Source organism: Ferrimonas kyonanensis DSM 18153 (assembly GCF_000425405.1).
Classification (GTDB): domain Bacteria; phylum Pseudomonadota; class Gammaproteobacteria; order Enterobacterales; family Shewanellaceae; genus Ferrimonas; species Ferrimonas kyonanensis.
On sequence record NZ_KE384364.1, the window covers coordinates 61,109 to 81,136 of the forward strand.

General features: G+C 57.9%; 18 protein-coding genes. 6 read left to right on the plus strand and 12 right to left on the minus strand.

From position 1 onward, the window contains the following. Positions 1–11: 11 nt before the first annotated feature. From truD to rlmD, 9 genes are all read right to left on the minus strand, one after another. Complete coding sequence (gene truD / locus H598_RS0115755; RefSeq protein ID WP_245595611.1) at positions 12–1,064, minus strand: tRNA pseudouridine(13) synthase TruD; 1,053 nt, start codon at positions 1,062–1,064, stop codon at positions 12–14. Further along, entirely contained in the window at positions 1,057–1,533 is a 477-nt protein-coding gene (ispF, locus tag H598_RS0115760) for a 2-C-methyl-D-erythritol 2,4-cyclodiphosphate synthase (protein WP_028113851.1), read from the minus strand. The genes truD and ispF overlap by 8 nt, the downstream gene beginning before the upstream one ends. Further along, positions 1,533–2,219: a 2-C-methyl-D-erythritol 4-phosphate cytidylyltransferase gene (gene ispD / locus H598_RS0115765; protein ID WP_028113852.1), complete on the minus strand. Its 687-nt coding sequence runs from the start codon at positions 2,217–2,219 to the stop codon at positions 1,533–1,535. The genes ispF and ispD overlap by 1 nt, the downstream gene beginning before the upstream one ends. 30 nt (positions 2,220–2,249) lie before the next feature. Further along, positions 2,250–2,543, minus strand: coding sequence for a cell division protein FtsB (ftsB, locus tag H598_RS0115770; RefSeq protein WP_028113853.1), 294 nt, complete (start codon positions 2,541–2,543; stop codon positions 2,250–2,252). A 121-nt stretch (positions 2,544–2,664) separates the two neighbouring features. Next, positions 2,665–3,960: a phosphopyruvate hydratase gene (gene eno, locus H598_RS0115775; protein WP_028113854.1), complete on the minus strand. Its 1,296-nt coding sequence runs from the start codon at positions 3,958–3,960 to the stop codon at positions 2,665–2,667. 75 nt (positions 3,961–4,035) lie between these two features. Continuing rightward, entirely contained in the window at positions 4,036–5,673 is a 1,638-nt protein-coding gene (locus H598_RS0115780; RefSeq protein WP_028113855.1) for a CTP synthase, read from the minus strand. A gap of 96 nt (positions 5,674–5,769) precedes the next feature. Further along, complete coding sequence (gene mazG, locus H598_RS24675; RefSeq protein ID WP_035416092.1) at positions 5,770–6,543, minus strand: nucleoside triphosphate pyrophosphohydrolase; 774 nt, start codon at positions 6,541–6,543, stop codon at positions 5,770–5,772. A 5-nt stretch (positions 6,544–6,548) separates the two neighbouring features. Continuing rightward, positions 6,549–8,753, minus strand: a complete 2,205-nt coding sequence (gene relA, locus H598_RS0115790) for a GTP diphosphokinase (RefSeq protein WP_028113856.1) — start codon at positions 8,751–8,753, stop codon at positions 6,549–6,551. Positions 8,754–8,865: 112 nt separating this feature from the next. After that, the gene (gene rlmD / locus H598_RS0115795) at positions 8,866–10,194 is read right to left on the minus strand and encodes a 23S rRNA (uracil(1939)-C(5))-methyltransferase RlmD (protein WP_028113857.1); all 1,329 of its coding nucleotides are present in this window, start codon (positions 10,192–10,194) and stop codon (positions 8,866–8,868) included. A gap of 136 nt (positions 10,195–10,330) precedes the next feature. Between rlmD and barA the strand changes: the two genes are divergently transcribed. Next, positions 10,331–13,057: a two-component sensor histidine kinase BarA gene (gene barA, locus H598_RS0115800; protein ID WP_028113858.1), complete on the plus strand. Its 2,727-nt coding sequence runs from the start codon at positions 10,331–10,333 to the stop codon at positions 13,055–13,057. 13 nt (positions 13,058–13,070) lie between these two features. Next, complete coding sequence (locus tag H598_RS0115805; protein WP_028113859.1) at positions 13,071–13,664, plus strand: YjaG family protein; 594 nt, start codon at positions 13,071–13,073, stop codon at positions 13,662–13,664. Between the two features lie 30 nt (positions 13,665–13,694). Here H598_RS0115805 and H598_RS0115810 read toward each other — a convergent pair whose 3' ends face one another. Next, on the minus strand, positions 13,695–14,441 hold the full coding sequence (locus H598_RS0115810; protein WP_084144506.1) for a TetR/AcrR family transcriptional regulator: 747 nt from the start codon (positions 14,439–14,441) through the stop codon (positions 13,695–13,697). Positions 14,442–14,681: 240 nt separating this feature from the next. On the opposite strand from H598_RS0115810, the gene H598_RS0115815 reads away from it, so the two are divergent. Genes H598_RS0115815 through H598_RS0115830 form a run of 4 tightly spaced genes read left to right on the plus strand, consistent with a single transcriptional unit; the run spans position 14,682 to position 18,446 of the window. After that, on the plus strand, positions 14,682–15,293 hold the full coding sequence (locus H598_RS0115815; protein WP_028113861.1) for a thiol:disulfide interchange protein DsbA/DsbL: 612 nt from the start codon (positions 14,682–14,684) through the stop codon (positions 15,291–15,293). An 11-nt stretch (positions 15,294–15,304) separates the two neighbouring features. After that, a complete protein-coding gene (locus H598_RS0115820; RefSeq protein WP_028113862.1) occupies positions 15,305–15,919 on the plus strand; it encodes a disulfide bond formation protein B in 615 nt (204 codons plus the stop codon). Positions 15,920–15,965: 46 nt separating this feature from the next. Beyond that, positions 15,966–16,715 (plus strand): outer membrane protein OmpK, encoded by a 750-nt coding sequence (locus H598_RS0115825; RefSeq protein WP_028113863.1) that lies wholly within the window; start codon positions 15,966–15,968, stop codon positions 16,713–16,715. A gap of 27 nt (positions 16,716–16,742) precedes the next feature. Beyond that, a complete protein-coding gene (locus tag H598_RS0115830) occupies positions 16,743–18,446 on the plus strand; it encodes an aryl-sulfate sulfotransferase (RefSeq protein WP_028113864.1) in 1,704 nt (567 codons plus the stop codon). An 87-nt stretch (positions 18,447–18,533) separates the two neighbouring features. Here H598_RS0115830 and H598_RS0115835 read toward each other — a convergent pair whose 3' ends face one another. Together H598_RS0115835 and thiL are read right to left on the minus strand one after the other, a co-directional pair. Then, positions 18,534–19,016: a phosphatidylglycerophosphatase A family protein gene (locus H598_RS0115835; RefSeq protein WP_028113865.1), complete on the minus strand. Its 483-nt coding sequence runs from the start codon at positions 19,014–19,016 to the stop codon at positions 18,534–18,536. Between the two features lie 12 nt (positions 19,017–19,028). Beyond that, positions 19,029–19,994: a thiamine-phosphate kinase gene (gene thiL / locus H598_RS0115840; protein ID WP_211227322.1), complete on the minus strand. Its 966-nt coding sequence runs from the start codon at positions 19,992–19,994 to the stop codon at positions 19,029–19,031. Positions 19,995–20,028: the final 34 nt, after the last annotated feature.

Consider the following 20,028-nt stretch of genomic DNA (forward strand, 5'->3'; position numbering starts at 1 on the left):
GTGAGCTATTTTTATCCATTAACCGATTGATTTTCAATACTCTGTACATCTTGATAGCGGAGTATTTCCCGCAATACCGAGGTGGCATAGGCCCCCGCTGGCAGCACGAACTTCAACGTCAGGGTCTCGGCATCCTGCTGCCAGTTCATCCCTTGAGGCTGTAACAACAGCGGCCGCCGCTCCTGCTTCATTCGCGCGGCTTCCAATCCGGCCACCAGTTCAGGCCAGCGCTGCAGCTGTGACTGCTCAAACTGATCGGCCTCGTCATCGCCGTAGCGAGCGCTGCCGGCCATGGGGGCAGACAGCCTCAGTTCGCCACGAGCGAGACGATCACCGAGATCGGCATCACCGACCTCGGACTTAAAGAAACTGCCGCCGGCAGGCATCATCAGGGTGTCGCCGGGCAGCAGCGCCAAACCGTGACGCTGCAGGCGCTCCGACACCAAGTGATTGAACAGGAAACTGCGGGCCGCCGACAGATACAGGCTGCGCTTATTGCGGTCCTTGACCCGGCGTCCGGAAAACATCTCGGCAGCCCGGGACACGTTGCGGCCACCATGGCCAAACCGCTGTTCACCGAAGTAGTTGGGCACACCGGTTTCCCGAACCTGCTGCAACCTGGCTTCAAGGCCATCATCGGCCTTCAGCTGCCTGAGAGTCAGGGTAAAGGCATTGCCCAGCAGCGCCCCCACCCGCAGCTTTTTGCTATGCCGCAGGGCCTGCAGTACCTGGATGCTGTCGTCATTGAGGCTGTACCAGTCCGGTGTGTCCTTGCCAGGAATTCGCACCGACAGCCATTGAGTGGTGACACCGAATTTGTCTTTGAGGCCAGCCCAGGACACGTCCATGGCCTTAACGCCGGCGAACTCCGCCAGCTTTCTGGCCAACTGATGCGTGGTCATCTCCCGTTTGCGAATCTGCAACAGATGGTGTTCGCCCTGACCATCGGCGCTGAAGGGTAACAACTCGTCGACCTGGAAATCTTCCGGCTGACTGCGCAGCAAGCCGCTGGCGGTCGGCTGACCATGAAGAAAGTGCCACTGCGGCAGCGAATAGTCAGACACGATTCAGCACCACCACAGCTTCAACGGCAATTCCTTCGGCCCGCCCGGTAAACCCCAGTTTTTCGGTGGTGGTGGCTTTCACATTCACCTGAGACAACTGAGCCTCCAAATCGGCACTGATGTTACTGCGCATAGCGTCAATATGAGGCGCCATCTTCGGCGCCTGGGCAATCACCGTGACGTCGAGGTTGCCCAAGCGGTAACCCTGCTCCTTGATTAAAGCATAGCAATGACGCAGCAGTTCCCGGCTGTCGGCGCCCTTGAAGCGGGGATCGGTGTCGGGAAAATGATGACCGATGTCACCCAGCGCCATGGCCCCCAACAGGGCGTCGCTAACGGCATGCAGAATCACATCACCGTCGGAGTGGGCCAGCAGCCCCTGATGATAGGCGACCGGTACACCCGCCAGGATAACGGGGCCTTCTCCACCAAATTTGTGTACATCAAAACCGTGACCGATGCGGATCATTACAGCTCCTTTATCAATAATTCAGCCATCCTGAGATCGTCAGGGTGGGTAACTTTCATGTTGCTGATGCACCCTTCCACCAGGGTCGGCTGCCAGCCAACACGCTCCATGGCTGAGGCTTCATCGGTGATGGCAGCCCCCTGTGCCAGCGCCTGAGTCAGCGCCTCGCGCAGGGCCACCAGGGGGAACAGCTGAGGGGTCAGTGCGTGCCATAATCCCTGGCGCTCGACGGTATGATCGATGTCGCCGGCGTTGTTGGCGCGTTTCATGGTATCGCGAACCGGCGCCGCCAAAATGCCCCCTTGGGCACCGGACTGCTGCAGCAGGCGAGTGATGTCCAACTGACGCAGGCAGGGACGGGCGGCATCGTGCACCATGACCCAGGCATCGTCATCGTCGATGGCGTTGAGTGCCGCCAATACCGAGTCGGCCCGCTCGCCGCCTCCATCGACCCGGCGTATCCTTGGATCGCCGGACTCCGCCAGTTGCTCAAACAGGGTATCGCTTGGGCTCAGTGCCACCACCACCTGACTGACGTCCGAATGGGCCAGCAGACGAGACAGGGTATGAGACAGGATCGGGCGACCGTCGAGGTTGAGGTATTGTTTGGGCAGATCAGCACCCATGCGTTTGCCGATGCCGGCGGCAGGCACGACGGCATACACTTTATGTTGTTGTTGTCGCATTTAAGCTCCGAAATGACCGGGAGGCAGGCGTTATTGACCGACGTCGGATGAGGGGCGCTTGATGACTCGGAAGAACTGTTCGTCACTGCCGACCATACCCAGCTCGTTGCGAGCCCGCTCCTCCACCGATTCCAGACCGTTACGCAGATCGGCGATCTCCTCACGCAACATCTGGTTGCGCTGCTCGAGATCGAGATTGTTGTCACTCTGTTCGGCGATCTGCACTTCCAGCCGCCGCACTTCGGCGTAGCCGTTCTCACCGCTCCAGAGGCGGTATTGCAGTCCCACCAGGGCCAGCGTCATGATTATCAGCAGTACTCGCATCTCATCCACCCGTACGTTGATGTCAGAGATCTTGACCTAAGGTGAGGGAAAAGAAAAGAAAAAAGCCAACAAAAAAGCCGCCCGCAGGCGACTTTTTGCATTTTCAATCACGACGCAGGAATTAGCCCTGACCGTTGATCTCTTTCAGACCGTTGTAGGCCACTTTGCCTGCCAGCTGCTCTTCGATGCGCAGCAACTGGTTGTACTTGGCAACCCGGTCAGAACGGCACAGAGAGCCGGTCTTGATCTGGCCCGCGGCAGTACCAACCGCCAGGTCGGCGATGGTGGCGTCTTCGGTTTCACCGGAACGGTGAGAGATAACCGCAGTGAAACCGGCATCTTTGGCCATCTTGATGGCATCCAGAGTTTCGGACAGAGAGCCGATCTGGTTGAACTTGATCAGGATGGAGTTACCGATGCTGTTGTCGATACCACGCTTGAGGATCTTGGTGTTGGTTACGAACAGGTCGTCACCCACCAGCTGAATCTTGTCGCCCAGGATCTGGGTCTGGTAAGCCCAGCCATCCCAGTCAGACTCGTCCAGACCATCTTCGATAGACACGATGGGGTACTGTTCAGTCAGGTTGGCCAGGTAGTCAGAGAAACCGTTAGAATCAAAGCTCTTACCTTCGCCGCTCAGAACGTACTGACCGTCTTTGTAAAACTCAGAAGCGGCACAATCCAGTGCCAGAGTCACGTCTTTACCCAGGGTGTAACCCGCGGCTTCAACGGCTTCTTTGATGATCGCCAGAGCATCGGCGTTGGACGCCAGGTTTGGTGCGAAACCACCTTCGTCACCCACGGCAGTGTTCAGGCCTTTGGCGCTCAGCACTTTCTTCAGGTTGTGGAAGATCTCGGCACCCATGCGCAGCGCTTCACGGAAGTTCTCGGCGCCAACAGGCTGAACCATGAATTCCTGAATGTCGACGTTGTTGTCGGCATGCTCACCACCGTTGAGGATGTTCATCATCGGAACTGGCATGGAGTACACGCCTGGAGTGCCGTTGAGTTCGGCGATGTGAGCGTACAGAGGCAGGCCTTTGGCAGACGCGGCCGCTTTGGCTGCTGCCAGGGATACCGCCAGAATCGCGTTGGCACCCAGGTTGTCTTTGTTCTCGGTACCGTCCAGATCCAGCATCGCCTGATCCAGGCCACGCTGATCCAGGGCATCGAAGCCCAACAGTGCAGGAGCGATCTTGTCGTTCACGTTGGCAACGGCCTTGAGTACGCCTTTGCCCAGGTAGCGAGACTTGTCACCGTCACGCAGTTCCAGGGCTTCACGGGTACCGGTAGAGGCACCAGATGGAGCGCAGGCCATGCCAAAGAACCCACCTTCCAGATGCACTTCGGCTTCTACGGTTGGGTTACCACGAGAGTCCATGACTTCGCGGCCGACAATCTTAACGATCTTTGCCATTACATTATTTCCTATACAGAGTTTAAAAATTAAGTCCGGCCACCGCTCCCGGCAGCCGGACAGGAATCTCGCTCTCTAGTTTAGTTCGCCTTTCTGGAACTCACCCGCCGCCTTTACAAAGCCGGCAAACAGAGGGTGGCCATCACGCGGCGTGGAGGTAAACTCCGGGTGGAATTGTCCGGCCACAAACCATGGGTGCGCCGGAATCTCGATGATCTCCACCAGTTTCTTATCGGTCGACAGTCCGGCAAAGGACAGCCCCGCTTCCTCCAGTTGCTTACGATATTTGTTATTCACCTCGTAGCGATGACGGTGACGCTCGACACAGGTATCACTGCCGTACAGTTCGGCAACCTTGGAGCCTTTTTTCAGGTGACACAGCTGGGCACCGAGACGCATTGTACCGCCCAGATCGGCGTTTTCAGTGCGCTCCTCTACATTACCCTCTTCGTCGACCCATTCTGTGATCAAACCCACAACCGGATGGGTTGAATCCGGACGGAATTCAGAGGAGTGGGCGTCTTCCATGCCGGCAACGTTGCGGGCAAACTCGATCAGCGCCACCTGCATACCCAGGCAGATCCCCAGGTAAGGTACCTTGTTTTCGCGGGCGTAACGGGCAGCCATGATCTTGCCTTCCACACCGCGCTCGCCAAAGCCGCCGGGCACCAGAATGCCATCCAGGCCTTCCAGAATGCTGGTGCCTTTGGCTTCCACATCCTGAGAGTCTACGTACTTAATGGTGACGGAAAGGCGGTTTTTCAAGCCACCGTGTTTCAGGGCTTCGTTGACCGACTTGTAAGCATCCGGCAACTCGACGTATTTGCCGACCATGCCGATGGTCACTTCTGCGGTTGGGTTGGCTTCTTCGTAGATCACCCGCTCCCACTCGGCCAGGTCCGCTTCCGGACAGGTCAGGCCAAAGCGCTTGGTCAGCAACTCGTCCAGACCCTGAGATTTCAGCAGCGCAGGAATCTTATAGATACTGTCGACGTCTTTGAGGCTGATTACCGCCTTCTCTTCGACGTTACAGAACAGCGCAATCTTGCGGCGCTCGTTGGCCGGAACCACCCGGTCACTGCGACAGATCAGCACGTCTGGTTGAATGCCGATGGACAGCAGCTCTTTCACCGAGTGCTGAGTCGGTTTGGTTTTCACTTCACCGGCGGCAGACAGGTACGGCACCAGAGTCAGGTGCATGAACATGGCCCGATCACGGCCCAGTTCTACCGCCAGCTGACGCAGGGCTTCCAGGAACGGCAGCGACTCGATGTCGCCGACGGTGCCGCCCACTTCAACGATGGCCACGTCGTGGCCTTCGGCACCGGAGATCACCCGCTCTTTAATGGCGTTGGTGATGTGGGGAATGACCTGAATGGTGGCACCCAGGTAGTCGCCACGACGCTCTTTACGCAGAACGTCGGCGTAGATACGACCGGAGGTGAAGTTGTTGCGCTTGCTCATCTTGGTACGGATGAAGCGCTCATAGTGACCCAGGTCCAGATCAGTCTCGGCACCGTCTTCGGTTACGAACACTTCACCGTGCTGGATGGGGCTCATGGTGCCTGGATCGACGTTGATGTACGGATCCAGCTTCATCATGGTCACGTTCAGACCACGCGCTTCCATAATGGCGGCAAGAGACGCTGCTGCAATGCCTTTACCCAACGAGGAAACCACCCCGCCCGTCACGAAGATATAATTTGTAGTCATGCTGAACCTGAGAATTGAAGAAACTAACTAGTGGGAGTTCACTATTCGGACGGGATGACAGTATAACAGAGGCCAACTAACAGAACAATTGAGAACTCACGGTTCTCGACGTTTTAGTTGCTGCCAATACTGCTCCAACTCCTCCAAGCTGTGTTGCAGCAGGGCACGGCCTGAATCGGAGGCCAAGGCTTCGACGCCACGGAAGCGCCGCTCGAACTTACCGTTGGCGCGGCGCAGGGCCTGCTCGGGGTTCACCTTCAGGTGGCGGGCCAGGTTGGTAACCGCAAACAGCAGATCGCCAATTTCATCTTCGACCCGATCCGAATCCACCGCTGGCTGATTGACCTCAGCCAGGACCTCGTCCACCTCTTCATGAATCTTGGCCACCACCGGCGCTAGCGCATCCCAGTCAAAGCCTACCGCGGCCACCCGCTTCTGGATTTTCAGAGCCCGATTCAGCGCCGGCATCGCCTGAGGAATGTCGTCCAGCACCGAATGCTCGCCCTTGTCCGCCCGTTCGGCGGACTTACTGGCTTCCCAGTTGGCTTTCAGTTCGGACTCGGGAATGGCTGCCTCGGCAAACACGTGAGGATGACGCCGCTCCAGCTTATCGCAGATGCGACGGGCGACCTCTTCGAAATCGAACCACTGACGCTCCTTGCCCAATTGGGCGTAGAACACTACCTGAAACAGCAGGTCGCCCAGCTCTCCAGGTAACTCATCCCAACTCTGACGCTCAATGGTGTCGGCCACCTCGTAGGCCTCTTCCAGGGTGTGCGGCACGATGGTGGCAAAGTCCTGCTTGAGGTCCCAGGGACAGCCACCATCGGGGTCCCGCAACTTGGCCATGATGGCCAGCAATCGATCCATCTGGCTCACAGGCGCCCGACCTCCAGCACTCCGGGGATCTGGCTCAGTCTGGACACCAGTCGGGTCAACGAGTCCATGTTAAACAGCTCCAGCTTCAACTCAATGGCGGCGGTGTGCTGCTTGGCATCACTGTGACTGCGCATCTCCAGTACGTTGGATTTTTCGTTGGCCAGCAGGGTGGTCACGTCCCGCAGCAAACCACCGCGGTCATTGGCGATGACTCGAATGGAGACGGTGTAGCCGCCGGAAACGCTTTCGCCCCAGACCACCTCGACACCCCGCTCCGGGTGTTTGCCCAACAGGCTGGCCAGCTGTTCACACTCTTCCCGGTGCACCGACACACCGCGGCCCTGGGTGATGTAGCCGTAGATGGGATCACCGGGCAACGGTTGACAACACTTGGCCATGTGAGTCATCAGGTTACCAACGCCATTAACCTCAATCTGACCCGAGCTTTGGCGGGGTTTGGTGGGCGGCCGGCTGACCAGTTCCGCCAGCGCCTCTTCGTCACTGTCCTGTTCTCGCTTATGGCGGCTTTGAATGTGGTTGATCACCTGGTTGAGGCGAATGTCGCCGCCACCGATGGCCGCCAGCAGATCCTCCAGGGCGTGCATATTAAACCGCTGCACCGCACTGTGGGCGTCCTCGAGCTTAAGCCCGTGACGCTGCAGTTCGGTCTCCATCATCTCCTTGCCGGCGGCGGCATTTTTGTCTTTGTCTTCCAACTTAAAGAAGTGGGCAATCTTGGCCCGGGCGCGGCTGGTTTTGATGTAGCCGAGGCTGGGGTTAAGCCAGTCACGCTTCGGGTTCGGCTGCTTAGCGGTGATGATCTCCACCCGCTGCCCGGTCTCGACAATGGTGGTAAAGGGCACGATGCGGCCATCAATTTTGGCACCGATGCAACGGTGACCCACCACCGAATGGATGTAGTAGGCAAAATCCAGCACGGTGCTGCCGGCAGGCAGATCGACCACGTCGCCGCGAGGAGTGAACACATAGACCCGGTCTTCAAACACCTGGCTGCGCACCTCGTCCACCAGGTTGCCGCTTTCCACCACGTCTTCCTGCCACTGGAGGATTTTTCTCAGCCAGTTGATCTTCTCCTCGAAACCGGAGGATTTGCCCGACTGTGGCCCCTCTTTGTACTTCCAGTGCGCCGCCACCCCCAGTTCCGCATCCTGGTGCATCTGTTCGGTGCGGATCTGGATCTCGACACTCTTGGCCTGCGGGCCAAGCACCACGGTGTGGATGGATTGATAGCCATTGGGCTTGGGGGTGGCCACGTAATCGTCGAATTCGTTGGGCAGGTGGCGCCATTGGGTATGCACGACCCCAAGGGCGGCATAACAGTCCTGCAGGCGCTCGGCAATGATCCGCACCGCCCGCACATCGAACAGTTCGGAAAACGCCAGGTTCTTCTTCTGCATCTTCTTCCAGATGCTGTAGATGTGTTTCGGACGCCCGTACACCTCGGCGCGGATGCCATCGGCGTCCAGTTGCTTCTGCAGGCCGGAGACAAACTCTTCGATGTAGTTCTGCCGGTCGATGCGTTTCTCATCCAGCAGTTTGGCAATCTCTTTGTAGGTATCCGGGTGCAGGTAACGGAACGACAGATCTTCCAGCTCCCATTTGAGCTGGCCAATGCCGAGACGGTTGGCCAGTGGCGCGTAGATGTCCCGTACTTCTCGGGCCAGCACCACTCGGGTCTCTTCGTCGGCGTTTTTGACCTCCCGAAGCATGACCACCCCTTCGGCCAGTTTGATCACCACCGCCCGCACGTCTTCCACCATCGCCAGCAGCATGCGGCGCAGGTTATCAATCTGCCCTTCGGAGGCGCTGATGCCGGTTCCGGTCTGCAGGGTTCGAATGGCGTCCATCACCTGAACACTTTTGATCAGCGGCAACAGGCGCTCGCCAAATTCGGCCTCCACCTGCTCCAGCGTCAGTACCTGTTCATCGATGCAGGTAAACAGCAAGCTGGCTTCCAGGGTATCGATGTCCATGTTCAACGGCAGCAGAATCTCCACCATCTCCCTTGCTCGAATCAGGCAGGCGTCCACCACCTTCGTATCGACGTCAGTGAGGTTCTGGCAATAACGATAGGTGGCTTCCAGCTGTTGCTGCTGACTGTCACTGAGTGCCAATTGCTGCAGCCACTGCTGCAGATCAACCTGTTGTTCTCCAAAATGGATCTGACGAACGGAAACCATGGTGCGTGCTCATCCTCTAACTGGCCCAACGGCTTGGGCATCCTGGTGTGGCTGTCGTCATCATTGACGACCCGTGGCCCCGGGGATCGGCTCACCCCGGCAGCAATCTATCCTATTGCAATTCAAAGAGTGCCATCGACTCCAGATGCTGAGTATGCGGGAACATATCCACCAGTCCAACCCTTGTCAGACGATAATTCTGCCCGGTGAGCAATTTTGCATCACGGGCCAGGCTGGCGGGGTTGCAGGAAACGTACAGCACCCGTTTCGGCTGCCAGGTACTCAGGTGGGCCAAGGCGCCCACGGCACCGGCACGGGCCGGGTCCAGCAGCAACAGGTCCACCGGTTGCAACCAGGGAGCACTCAGCTCCTCGGCATTCAGATCGGCCTGATGAAAGCTGAGGTTCGTCAGCCCCAGTTCGGCGGCCCGGGCATTGCCGCGCACCACCATCTGCTCCACCCCTTCGACGGCAATCACCGCCTTGGCCCGTCGGGCCAGCGGCAGGCTGAAATTGCCGACACCGGCAAACAGATCCAGCACCACATCGTTGGCCTCCGGAGCCAGCCACGACAGCGCCTGGGTCACCATCTGCCGGTTAACCGCGTCGTTAACCTGAATAAAATCCCCGGGCAGGTACGCCAGCGGCAACTCAGGTTCACCGTTGCCGATGGCAAAAGGCGACAACGGCAGACCATCGAGGCGGGTGATCGCCTCGTTGCCGTCAATCAACACCGTCAACTTGTGGGTGCTGGCAAACTGCTGCAACCGCTGCCGGTCCGCCTCGGCCAGTTTCTGAGTAAAACGAAAACAGGCCAGATTGCCGTCATCGGTCTGGGTCAACTCGATGTGCCCCAGTTGGCGGCGGGCTTTCAGGCTAGACGCCAACTGTTTCAGCGGCGCGATCAGGTCGCAAAACGGCACCACCAGCACCGGACAGCGGTCGATGGCGACAATGTCGCGACTGCCTTCCTGGCGAAAGCCCAGCTGCAGGGCCCCCTGATCCATCTTTACCGCCAGTCGGGCCCGGCGGCGGTAGTGCCAGTCGGCGCCGACGACCGGCTCCGCCACCTGGTCACAGTGGGCATCCCCCAGTTTGCTCAATAACTCAAGCAGCGACTGCTGCTTATGGCTGCGCTGGTCGGCCACACTCAGGTGCTGCAACTGGCAACCGCCACAACGGCCAAAATGGGGGCAATCCGGCTCGATGCGTGCCGGCGCATCGTTGAGCCGCTTTACCACTTTGCCGACCGCGAAGCGCTTTTTCTGCTCGGTCAGTTGCACTTCAGCCTGCTCTCCCGGCAGCAAGCCGGGCAGAAACACCACCTTGCCCTGATACTCCGCAACCCCCTGACCTTTGTGATCGAGACGATCGGCACTGAGGCGGATTTTTTTAGACAACTTCTTTAATTTATTGGACTTAGGGGTAAAAAACTGTGCCATAGAAAGGTCCGTTGATTACAATAGGGGGATCGTGACACGTCTTGGCCTGTCAGGGGTTCCCCTGAAAAGCTGGAAAATCCAGCGGCATTAAGGGATAACAATAGCCAAACATACTTAGCGGAGCATTGTCCCACAGATGAATGGGGTCACCAAATACAGTCTCAGGGCCTGGGTGCTGGTGTTGGCACTGGCACCCACCATATTGATCGGCGTGCTGCTGGGCAGTTTCTTCACTCTGACCCGTTTTTCGGAGCTGGACCACTCGCTGCTGGTGCGCGGAAAGAACATCGTCAGCCCCCTGGCTATGGCGGCCAGCTATGGCCTGAGCACCAGCAACCGTGACTACAGCCAGCGGCTCATCGACATGATCCACAAGCAAAACTCGCTGTTTGTGCAGTTGATTGCGATATTCGACAATCAAAACCAGGTGTTTGCCACCAGCCAGTACCGGCAGAATTTCGACCTGATTAAGCTGCCCATCAACCGGGATCTGACCGAAGGCATCAACATCGAGCACATCGGTGACCATGTGATCATGCGAGCGCCAATCTACACCCTGCCGACCCCGGCGGTGGACACCAATTTTACTCCTCGAACCCAGCTGGGTTACATCGTACTGCAGATCAACAAACATGAAGCCCTGGTCAGCCAGTATCGGGGCGCAGGCTGGGCCTTCATCATCGTCCTCATCGGTGTGCAGCTGAACCTGCTGTTCACCTTCCGGCTGATGAAAAATGTCACCCGCCCCATCACCGACATGGTGACGGCGGTGGCCAAGATTCGCGAGGGCAAACTGGATACCCGGCTGCAGGGGGAGCTGATCGGCGAACTGGATCACCTGAAGCGAGGCATCAACGCCATGGCCTCGTCCCTGGCGGAATACCACAACGAGATGCAGCAAAACATCGATCAGGCCACCTCGGATCTGCGGGAGACCCTGGAGCAGATCGAGATTCAGAACGTGGAGCTGGACATCGCCAAGAAGCGGGCCCTGGAGGCCAGCCGGGTCAAATCAGAGTTCATGGCCAACATGAGCCATGAACTGCGTACCCCCCTCAATGGCGTCATCGGCTTCACCCGCCAGCTGCTAAAGACCCCGTTGCATGACAACCAGCGCGACTACCTCAATACCATAGAGCGCAGCGCCACCAACCTGTTGTCCATCATCAACGACATCCTCGATTTCTCGAAGCTGGAAGCGGGCAAGATGGTGCTGGAAAAGATGCCGTTTGCCCTGCGGGAAGCGGTCGATGAAACCATGCAACTGCTGTCCACCGCCGCCGCCGAAAAGGAGCTGGAACTGGTGATCGACATCGATGAGCGGGTCCCGGACAGCCTCAATGGCGACGTGATGCGACTGCAGCAGATTCTCACCAACCTGGTCAACAACGCCATTAAGTTCACCGACAAGGGCAGCGTGCGCCTGCAGTTGGATGCCGCCAAGGAGACGCCGGAACGGGTGCTGATCCGCGGCGAAGTGGCGGACACCGGCATCGGCATCAGCAAAGAGCAACAATCGATGTTGTTTCAGGCCTTTGGCCAGGCCGACAGCTCCATCAGTCGTCGCTTTGGCGGCACCGGCCTGGGGCTGGTGATCACCAAACGACTGGTCAATCACATGGATGGCCAGATTGGCTTCACCTCCAGTGAAGGCCAGGGGTCCACGTTCTGGTTTACCCTCAGCATCGAAAAGAGCCCGTTTACCATCTCCGACCCGCTGATTCTGGAACAGGTCTATGGCCAGAGCGCGCTGGTGTTTGAGCCACGGCTGCTGACCCGCAACAACCTGGTGCACCAGCTTGACAGCTGGCACATCAAGGCCACCGCCTGCGGCAGCAGTTCGCCGCTGCAGCAGCACCTCAACGGCCAACACTACAATCACGCCCTGATCGCCTGGCGCAAGCTCAAGCCCAGCGACGGCATGATGGAAACCCTGTCGGTGATCCGCAACCACTGCGACAACCTGGTGCTGCTGCTGGACAGCAACAACAGCGAGGTGGCGAACCAGATGGCCGGCCTGGGCATCGATCATTGCCTGACCCTGCCCATGAGCGAGCGACGGCTGTTCGCCAGCCTCACCAATAAAGACGCTCAGCACCTGCCGGCGCCTCAGTTGCCCATGCCCCTGGGCCGGGACAAAAAGGCGCTCAAAACCCTGGCCGTGGACGACAACCGCGCCAACCTCAAGTTGATCGATACCCTGCTCAGTGAACTGGTGGAGGAGGTCGACACCCTCTCCTCCGGCACCCAGGCGATCCAGCGGGCCCAGGAGCAGGAATACGACATCATCTTTATGGACATTCAGATGCCGGACATCGACGGCATTCAAGCCACGCAGCGAATCCGCCAGCAATCCCGCAATACCCGTACCCCGATCATCGCCGTCACCGCCCACCTGCTGGGCGCCGAGCGAGAGCAAGTACTCGCCAGCGGCATCGACGACATCCTGACCAAACCCATCGACGAAGAGGGATTGGAGCAGGTCATCGACCGCTGGACCTCCACCGCCAGCCCGGTATTGACTCAGGTGGTGGACTGGGAACTGGCACTGACGCAATCCGGCGGCAATAATGAACTGGCCAAAGAGATGCTCAAGATGCTGATGGACAGCATTCCGGAAACCCGGGAGCTGATCGACAACCACCTGCAATTGGGGGATCGCACCGCCATGCTGAAAACCGTCCATAAGCTGCACGGCGCCACCTGCTACTCCGGCGTGCCCGGGCTGCAGAAGCTGTGTGCGGATCTGGAGTCACAACTGAAGCAAGGCAACAGCACCGCCCAGCTGGAACCGGAAATTCTTGAGTTACTCGACGAATTAAACAAGGTAGAATCCGCGGCCGAAACCATACTGGCCGCCTAATTGGAATCCATACATGAGTAAAGCACCCGGCTTTTTCAGCCGCATCAAAGCCCTGTCTCCCGAGGGCAAGCGCTTGTTCGCCACCGCCCTGGCGGAGCGCATGCTGCCAAACTTCCAGCTGTTTTGCGCGGCTCTGGACAACAACGACCACGCTCAACTGCAGTCGTCCCTGGATCTGTTATGGGAAAGCTGTTTCAGCCGGCGCCTGAAACTCAGTTATGAGCTGCAGTTGGAGAAACTGGAGGCGATCACCCCAGAGCCGGACGACCACGACATGTACGGGGTCTACCCGGCCATGGACGCGGTGGTCGCCGTCAGCACCATCTTCATTGCCATGCAGCAGAAGATCGAGGACGACCTGATCAACGTGTCCAAACTCTCCAGCTCAACGGTCACCAACTACATCGAAGTGGTGGAAGAGCCGGAGCTGGAAGGCAAAGCCCTGGATGACTTCATCTTTGCCCATGAGATGATGCAGCAGGAGAAAGCGATCCAGCAGCAACTGCTGGAGTGGGTCGAATCGGAACCCAACACCGACGACATCAAAGAGATGCGCCGTGACATCCGTCAGGCGGCCACCTCCAACATCGGCATCAGCCTGGGCTGATGCTTGACGCCGGTCCCCCGGGGCCGGCGGCTACTCCTCCAGCGACGCCTCCACCCGCTCAATCAGTTCATCCACATCAAACTCGCTCAAGCTGGCATCGATGTCGGTGCAGATGTCCATCACTGGCTCCAGGCAGGCCAGCGTCATCGGCTCAGACCAACGCAGCGACGCAATACTTGGCAGCATCGCCTCAAACACCCGCTCCATCGGCATCTGCACCATCTCATCCCGAAAGCTGTAGTTATTACTGAACAGAGAAAAGCCCCGCTCCACACAGGTAACCAGATTGAGGCAGTGATGAATCTCCTCATCGGTGGCCTGCAACTCCCCGAGAGTGCGGGCCCGCTCAAGAAAGTCGCAATTAAGCTGATACCAGCCATCCAGTAATTTTCGGGTGGTGGCAATACGGTGATGGGACGCGTGCTTCCAGACACAGGGCATGGCCGCCAAAAACTGCACTCCTGCCGGGTCCATGGCCTGACGCGCACGGTGGACCCACAGCAACTGCATCGCCATAAACCGCTGCTGAAAGCTGGCAGGATAGAGGGCAATCTCCTGAGTCGCCTTGACGCCCCACTTGCCAATGATGCGGTTAAACAAGGCAACGGCGATGTCCTCACGGCTGGAAAAATAGTTATACAGGCTATTTACCGGACAATTGGACTGGCGAGCCAACTCAAGCAAACTTAAGGAGAAAAGCCCGTGTTCGACTATCGCTATTTCGGCGGTATTTAATATCGTACTTATTCTCTTTCTTTTTAATTCAGCTCGAGTCATCTCTGCACCAGATCACAAATAAGTTGGGGAAAGTATTCATAAAAGAATTACCGTTTTCTGTTAGCTAACCCACAAATAAAGCCCGATATAATCAGAACGCGAATTCGGTCACATCTCGCTTTATAAAAGTAAAATAATTCCCCGGTTTCCCGGCCGGTGTCGTCACAGTTACCCATCGCCAGTCTCCCTATTCTAGTCACCACACACGGCACTATCGCCGTCGACTCAACGGAGACCCTTATGAAGCGCATCCTCACTCTGGCCGCCGCCTCGCTGCTGGCCCTGACCGCCCAAGCCGCGGACTTCAGCGAAGGTAAGCATTACATTGACCTTAAAGATCAGGGCTTTAACGCTCCAAACCAGGTCGTTAAAGTGTATTCGACCAACTGCCCTTTCTGCTACAAGTATGAAAAAGCAGTGATGCCAAATTACATTAAAAATCTACCTGAGGGGGTGGGGTACGACGCCTATCACATCACCACTAAACCACCGTTCGGTAAAGAAAAAGCAACGGTAGTGGCGGTAGCAAAATCCCTGAGCGACAAGCAGTACAAAGCCGTAAAAATGGCATACTACAAACACATTCATGACGATAAAATAAAATTTAAGAGCCCTGAAGAAGCCATCGAGTTTGGCTTGAATGCCGGTGGCATAGATGCCTCAACCTTTGCCGCTAAAAAAGACAGTGACGCCGTCATCACTCTTCTGAAGAAATGGGATCAGGGCCTCAAAGTTGCCAAGGTTAAAGGCATTCCTGCCATTGTTGTCAATGGTCGTTACCTGATTATTACCCAATCGATCACCAGCATGGCGATGCTGGATGAACTGACCGCCGATCTGCTGGCTAAATAGGGAGCCCCACCATGAGTGTAATCAGCAAAGGCTGGCAGGATCTCAGCCGCTCTCCCCTGCCCACCCTGGCCCAGTGGCAAAACCAGCGTTGGTTGTGGCTACTGATGAGCGGCGCGGCGCTGTTCCTGATTCTGTCGGCCATGGGCTATTTCCAGTGGTTCCTGGAGATGGACCCGTGCGAGATCTGCGTCTACATCCGTTTCAGCCAGATGTGCATCCTGTTTGCCGGGCTGATCATCGCCATCCAACCAGGAAACCCTCTGCTCAAGCTGATCGGTCTGGCGCTGGCGTGGTACGCCGTAGTCCAGGGCATGATCTGGTCCATCGACCTGGCCGGCCTGCACGACTCCTCCCATGCCCTGGATGCGGTGATGGCCGAAGGCGGCGACCTGTTTGCTGCCGGTGGCGGCGGCGGTGCCTGCTCCACCGAACCGACCTTCCCACTGGGACTGCCGATGCATGAGTGGTTCCCCTACGAGTTCCAGCCTTCCGGCATCTGTGGCGAAGACGACTGGAGCCTGCTGGGGCTGAACATGGCCCAGTACTGCATCATCGCCTACGCCATCTTCATCGCCGCCCTGGCGCCGGTGACCGCCGGCTGGATTCACCAGCTTAGAAACAAATAACTCAAACAGGTGCCCCACGATGGGCACCCCACTCTCTGGAGAAACGATGATGAAAACCCTCAATGCCACGCTCGTGGCAGCGACGATGGCCTGTGCCTGTCTGCCGGCCCACGCCGGCATGCTGGCGGTAGAAGCCGGGCTGATGGACTGGGGCAGCCAGGCCGAAGACCATTTCGGCAAAGGCAAGAGCGAAAACAGCTTCATCAAAATCAAGGGCGCCACCGGCAACGCCTTTGGGGATCTGTACGCCCATGTGCAACTGGAAGACGTTGAAGACAGCGAGATGATCGGCTCGGAGATCAACATCGTCGGTCAGATCAACATCGGCCAGTCGGATTTCAACTGGTACGGGCAGGTGTTCAATAAGCAAAAGCCGGTGTGGTCGGAAACCAACACCCTGCTGGGACTCAGTTGGGATAAAACCTATGACAACGGCCTCTATGCCCAGCTGGCCGTCGCCGGCCACATCGTGACCGCCGACTACAAGCATTTCGATGGCGATTTTGAGGGCGGCTTCAACGGTGGCTATGTCATCTACACCCTGAGCAAGGGGTTCAGCCTCGGCGAACAAGCGTTCAGCATGGTGTGGTGGCAAGAACACTACTTTGGTCGCGACGATCTGTACCTGAGCCTGTCTGGTGACGGTGAAGACTTTGGCCTCAATGGCTCGGCCATCCTTCGCTGGCACGCCACCGATTCTCTGTCGGCCTCTCTGACTTACAAATACGCCAACAACAACCTGGGCAAGGAGGGCTTCCATGACGGCCTCTTCTACGGCCTGCAATACACCTTTTAAGCCTCGACGAATTACTGGAGAAACACCATGAAAAAAACACTGATTGCCACCTCCCTTGCCATGGGCCTGCTGGGCCTGAGCCACGCCGCCATCGCCGGAGGCGACTGGGCCGATAAATACCTGACCACCGTCGCCACTCAGGGGGAGATCGGCATCGTGAAGGTTAACCCCTACGATTTTGCCCCGTTAACCGCCGTCATCGACCTCAATGGCTTCAGCATCTCCGACGTCCAGGTCCGCATCGAGCCCAAGAAAGGCGGCGCGGTGATCCAGTACCCGGTGTCCGACAGTGCCATCACCACCCACAACGGCATTCCGGTGTTTGGCCTGTACGCCGATTACAACAACACCGTGTCGGTGGAATACAACAAAGACGGCAAGCGCATCAAGGAGCAGTACAAGATCAAGACCGCACCGGTCAAGCAACTGCTGTTTGATGGTCAGACCCGCTCCTTCCCGGAAGTGGACGTGGTCAAGGTGGATAAGCAGTTCAAAGACCGCCTCTACCTGGTGAACCACCTGGGTGCCGACGACCAGACCCAGGGCTGGGACAACTACCCCATCGTGTTTGTCACCGACACCGCCGGTGAAGTGCGCTGGTTCATGGATTGGGACAAGGTCTACGATCAGGACACCACCAAGGGGATCGCCATGGGCTTCCACCTGGCGGACAACGGTGAGTTGTACTGGGGGCAGGATCATTACTACGCCCGCTACGACATGCTGGGGCGCAAGGTGTTTAAACGCGATATGCCTCGGGGCTTTACCGGCTTCTCTCACGCCATGCTGGAGATGCCCAACGGCCACTACCTGCTGCGAGTCGCCAAGAAAAAATACCTGCGCGAAGACGGTAAGCGCATCGACACCGTTCGCGACCACGTAATCGAAGTGGACCAGACCGGCAATGTGGTTCAGGTATGGGACTTCAACAAGATCTTCGACAACATGCGCGATGATCTTTTGAAAGGACTGGATTCCGGTGCCGTGTGTCTGAACGTGGATGAAAGCCACGCCGGTGAAACCATGGACATCGAGCCGGACGCCCCGTTTGGCGACCTGCCCGGCGTCGCAGCCGGTCGCAACTGGGCTCACATCAACTCCATCGATTATGACCCGAAAGACGACTCCATCATCGTCTCCATGCGTCACCAGGGCACCGCCAAGGTCAGTCGCGATGGCGAAGTGAAGTGGATTCTGGCCGCCAACAAGGGCTGGGGCAAACTTTCCAACAAGGTGCTGACCCCGGTGGATGCCAACGGCAAACCGCTGGATTGCAACATGAACACCGGCACCTGTGACAACACCGACTTCGACTGGCCCTGGACTCAGCACACCTCCTGGCTCACCAGTCGCGGTACTCTGGTTTCCTTCGACAATGGCGACGGCCGTCACTTCGAGCAACCGGCCATGCCGACCATGAAGTACAGTCGCGGCGTCGAATACAAGATCGATGAAGACAAGATGACGGTGCAGCAGACCTTCGAGTACGGCAAGGAGCGAGGCTACGAGTGGTACTCGCCGATCACCTCCAACATCGAGTGGCGCGACGACAAGAACAGCTTCTTCATGTATTCCGCCTCTGCGGGCCTGTTTACCGGCAAGCCTGGCAAACACTTCATCAACGAAGTGACCGAAAACGGCAAGGTCAAAGTGGAACTGACCGTTAACTCCATGGCCAAAACCGAGCCCAGCTACCGGGCGCTGATCGTCGATCCTAAGCAGCTGTTCTAAGCCGCCAAGGGCCGACTATCAGCAATAAAAAAAGCCAGTCGCAATCGCCGACTGGCTTTTTTATTGAGCAAGGGAGTTGGGCGGTATCTACAACCCGGGAAAGACGCGAGCCAGGGCCTGCAGCCACACCAGGGCAAAGATACCGGCAATGATGTCATCCACCATGATGCCCAGCCCACCATCCACCTGCTTATCGAAGAAGCGAATCGGCCAAGGCTTCCAGATATCAAACAACCGGAACAGGGCAAAACCGATGATCAGCCAGATCCACCCGGCCGGTGCCGCGATCAGGGTGATCAGCATGCCGACGACCTCGTCCCAGACGATGGCGGGGTGATCGTGCTCGCCCATGTCCTTGGCGGCCTTGCCACAGATGTAGATGCCGGCGGCCGAGAACAGGATCAACGTCATCAGGTAGGGGAACAAGCCCCAGTCCTGCATCAGGAAATAGAAAGGAAATGCCGCCAGGGTACCAAAGGTACCGGGCGCCTTGGGCGCCAGCCCCAATCCGCCCCCCAGAGCCAGGAAATGCACCGGGTTCTTAAGGCTGAGTCCTGCAAAACGTGTCATTACTTTATTCCGTTAAAAGTGTTGAAAACCCGTGGGGGCGTCGCTCTCCACTTCACCATTTCGGTAGTAGTGGATCCCCTCCCCGGCCCGAATCTGACCAATGCAGGTGTGGTTGACGCCGGCCTCGCCCAGGGCCGTCATCAATGCGCCCTTCTTGGCTTCCGGTACGGTAAACAGCAACTCATAATCCTCGCCCCCGGCGATGGCCACCCGCTGGGCCTGCTCCAGCCCTAGGGTCTCCACCAACGCCGAAGACAGCGGCACATCGGTGATCTCCACATGGGCCGAGACCTCTGAGGCCTTGACGATATGGCGCAGGTCACCGGCCAGGCCGTCGGAGATGTCCATACAGGCACTGGCGATGCCACGCAGCGAGCGGCCCGCCAGGATTCGGGGCGTCGGTCGCAGATGACGGGTCACCAGAAACTCGCGGTGATCGTCACTGGCGGTCAGATCACCGTGCAGAATCTTCAAACCGGCGGCGCTGTCGCCCAGGTTACCGGTGACAAAGATCCAGTCGCCCGGCGAGGCACCGTGACGGTAGATTCCCTGCCCTGCGGGGACATGGCCCATGGCGGTCAGGGTGATGGTCAGCGGTCCGCGGGTGGTGTCACCACCCACCAGGGCGATGCCATAGTATTCACAGATCTGATTCAGCCCGGCGGCAAACTCCGCCAGCCAGGGTTCATTGCTCTCCGGCAGGGTCAGTGCCAGGGTCAACCAGGCCGGATCGGCGCCCATGGCCGCCAGATCAGAGAGGTTGACCGCCACCGACTTGTACGCCAGCACCGCCGGCTCAATCTGCTTGAGAAAGTGAATCCCCTCCACCAGGGTATCGGTGGTCACCACCAACTGGTTATTGTCGGGAGCCCGCAATATCGCGGCATCGTCACCGATGCCAAACAGCACGTCCTTTCGCTGGTTACCCCGTTGGCAACCCTGGCGAAAGTAACGCTCAATCAACTCAAATTCACTAATCGCCATATAAAAACGGCCACATTTTTGGGATGTG

What these genes read in the sequence shown, in the direction of transcription:
- ispF (WP_028113851.1), bottom strand. Translation starts at nt 1,533, where the DNA reads ATGATCCGCATCGGTCACGGTTTTGATGTACACAAATTTGGTGGAGAA.
- ispD (WP_028113852.1), bottom strand. Translation starts at nt 2,219, where the DNA reads ATGCGACAACAACAACATAAAGTGTATGCCGTCGTGCCTGCCGCCGGC.
- ftsB (WP_028113853.1), bottom strand. Translation starts at nt 2,543, where the DNA reads ATGCGAGTACTGCTGATAATCATGACGCTGGCCCTGGTGGGACTGCAA.
- eno (WP_028113854.1), bottom strand. Translation starts at nt 3,960, where the DNA reads ATGGCAAAGATCGTTAAGATTGTCGGCCGCGAAGTCATGGACTCTCGT.
- H598_RS0115780 (WP_028113855.1), bottom strand. Translation starts at nt 5,673, where the DNA reads ATGACTACAAATTATATCTTCGTGACGGGCGGGGTGGTTTCCTCGTTG.
- mazG (WP_035416092.1), bottom strand. Translation starts at nt 6,543, where the DNA reads ATGGATCGATTGCTGGCCATCATGGCCAAGTTGCGGGACCCCGATGGT.
- relA (WP_028113856.1), bottom strand. Translation starts at nt 8,753, where the DNA reads ATGGTTTCCGTTCGTCAGATCCATTTTGGAGAACAACAGGTTGATCTG.
- rlmD (WP_028113857.1), bottom strand. Translation starts at nt 10,194, where the DNA reads ATGGCACAGTTTTTTACCCCTAAGTCCAATAAATTAAAGAAGTTGTCT.
- barA (WP_028113858.1), top strand. Translation starts at nt 10,331, where the DNA reads ATGAATGGGGTCACCAAATACAGTCTCAGGGCCTGGGTGCTGGTGTTG.
- H598_RS0115805 (WP_028113859.1), top strand. Translation starts at nt 13,071, where the DNA reads ATGAGTAAAGCACCCGGCTTTTTCAGCCGCATCAAAGCCCTGTCTCCC.
- H598_RS0115810 (WP_084144506.1), bottom strand. Translation starts at nt 14,441, where the DNA reads ATGACTCGAGCTGAATTAAAAAGAAAGAGAATAAGTACGATATTAAAT.
- H598_RS0115815 (WP_028113861.1), top strand. Translation starts at nt 14,682, where the DNA reads ATGAAGCGCATCCTCACTCTGGCCGCCGCCTCGCTGCTGGCCCTGACC.
- H598_RS0115820 (WP_028113862.1), top strand. Translation starts at nt 15,305, where the DNA reads ATGAGTGTAATCAGCAAAGGCTGGCAGGATCTCAGCCGCTCTCCCCTG.
- H598_RS0115825 (WP_028113863.1), top strand. Translation starts at nt 15,966, where the DNA reads ATGATGAAAACCCTCAATGCCACGCTCGTGGCAGCGACGATGGCCTGT.
- H598_RS0115830 (WP_028113864.1), top strand. Translation starts at nt 16,743, where the DNA reads ATGAAAAAAACACTGATTGCCACCTCCCTTGCCATGGGCCTGCTGGGC.
- H598_RS0115835 (WP_028113865.1), bottom strand. Translation starts at nt 19,016, where the DNA reads ATGACACGTTTTGCAGGACTCAGCCTTAAGAACCCGGTGCATTTCCTG.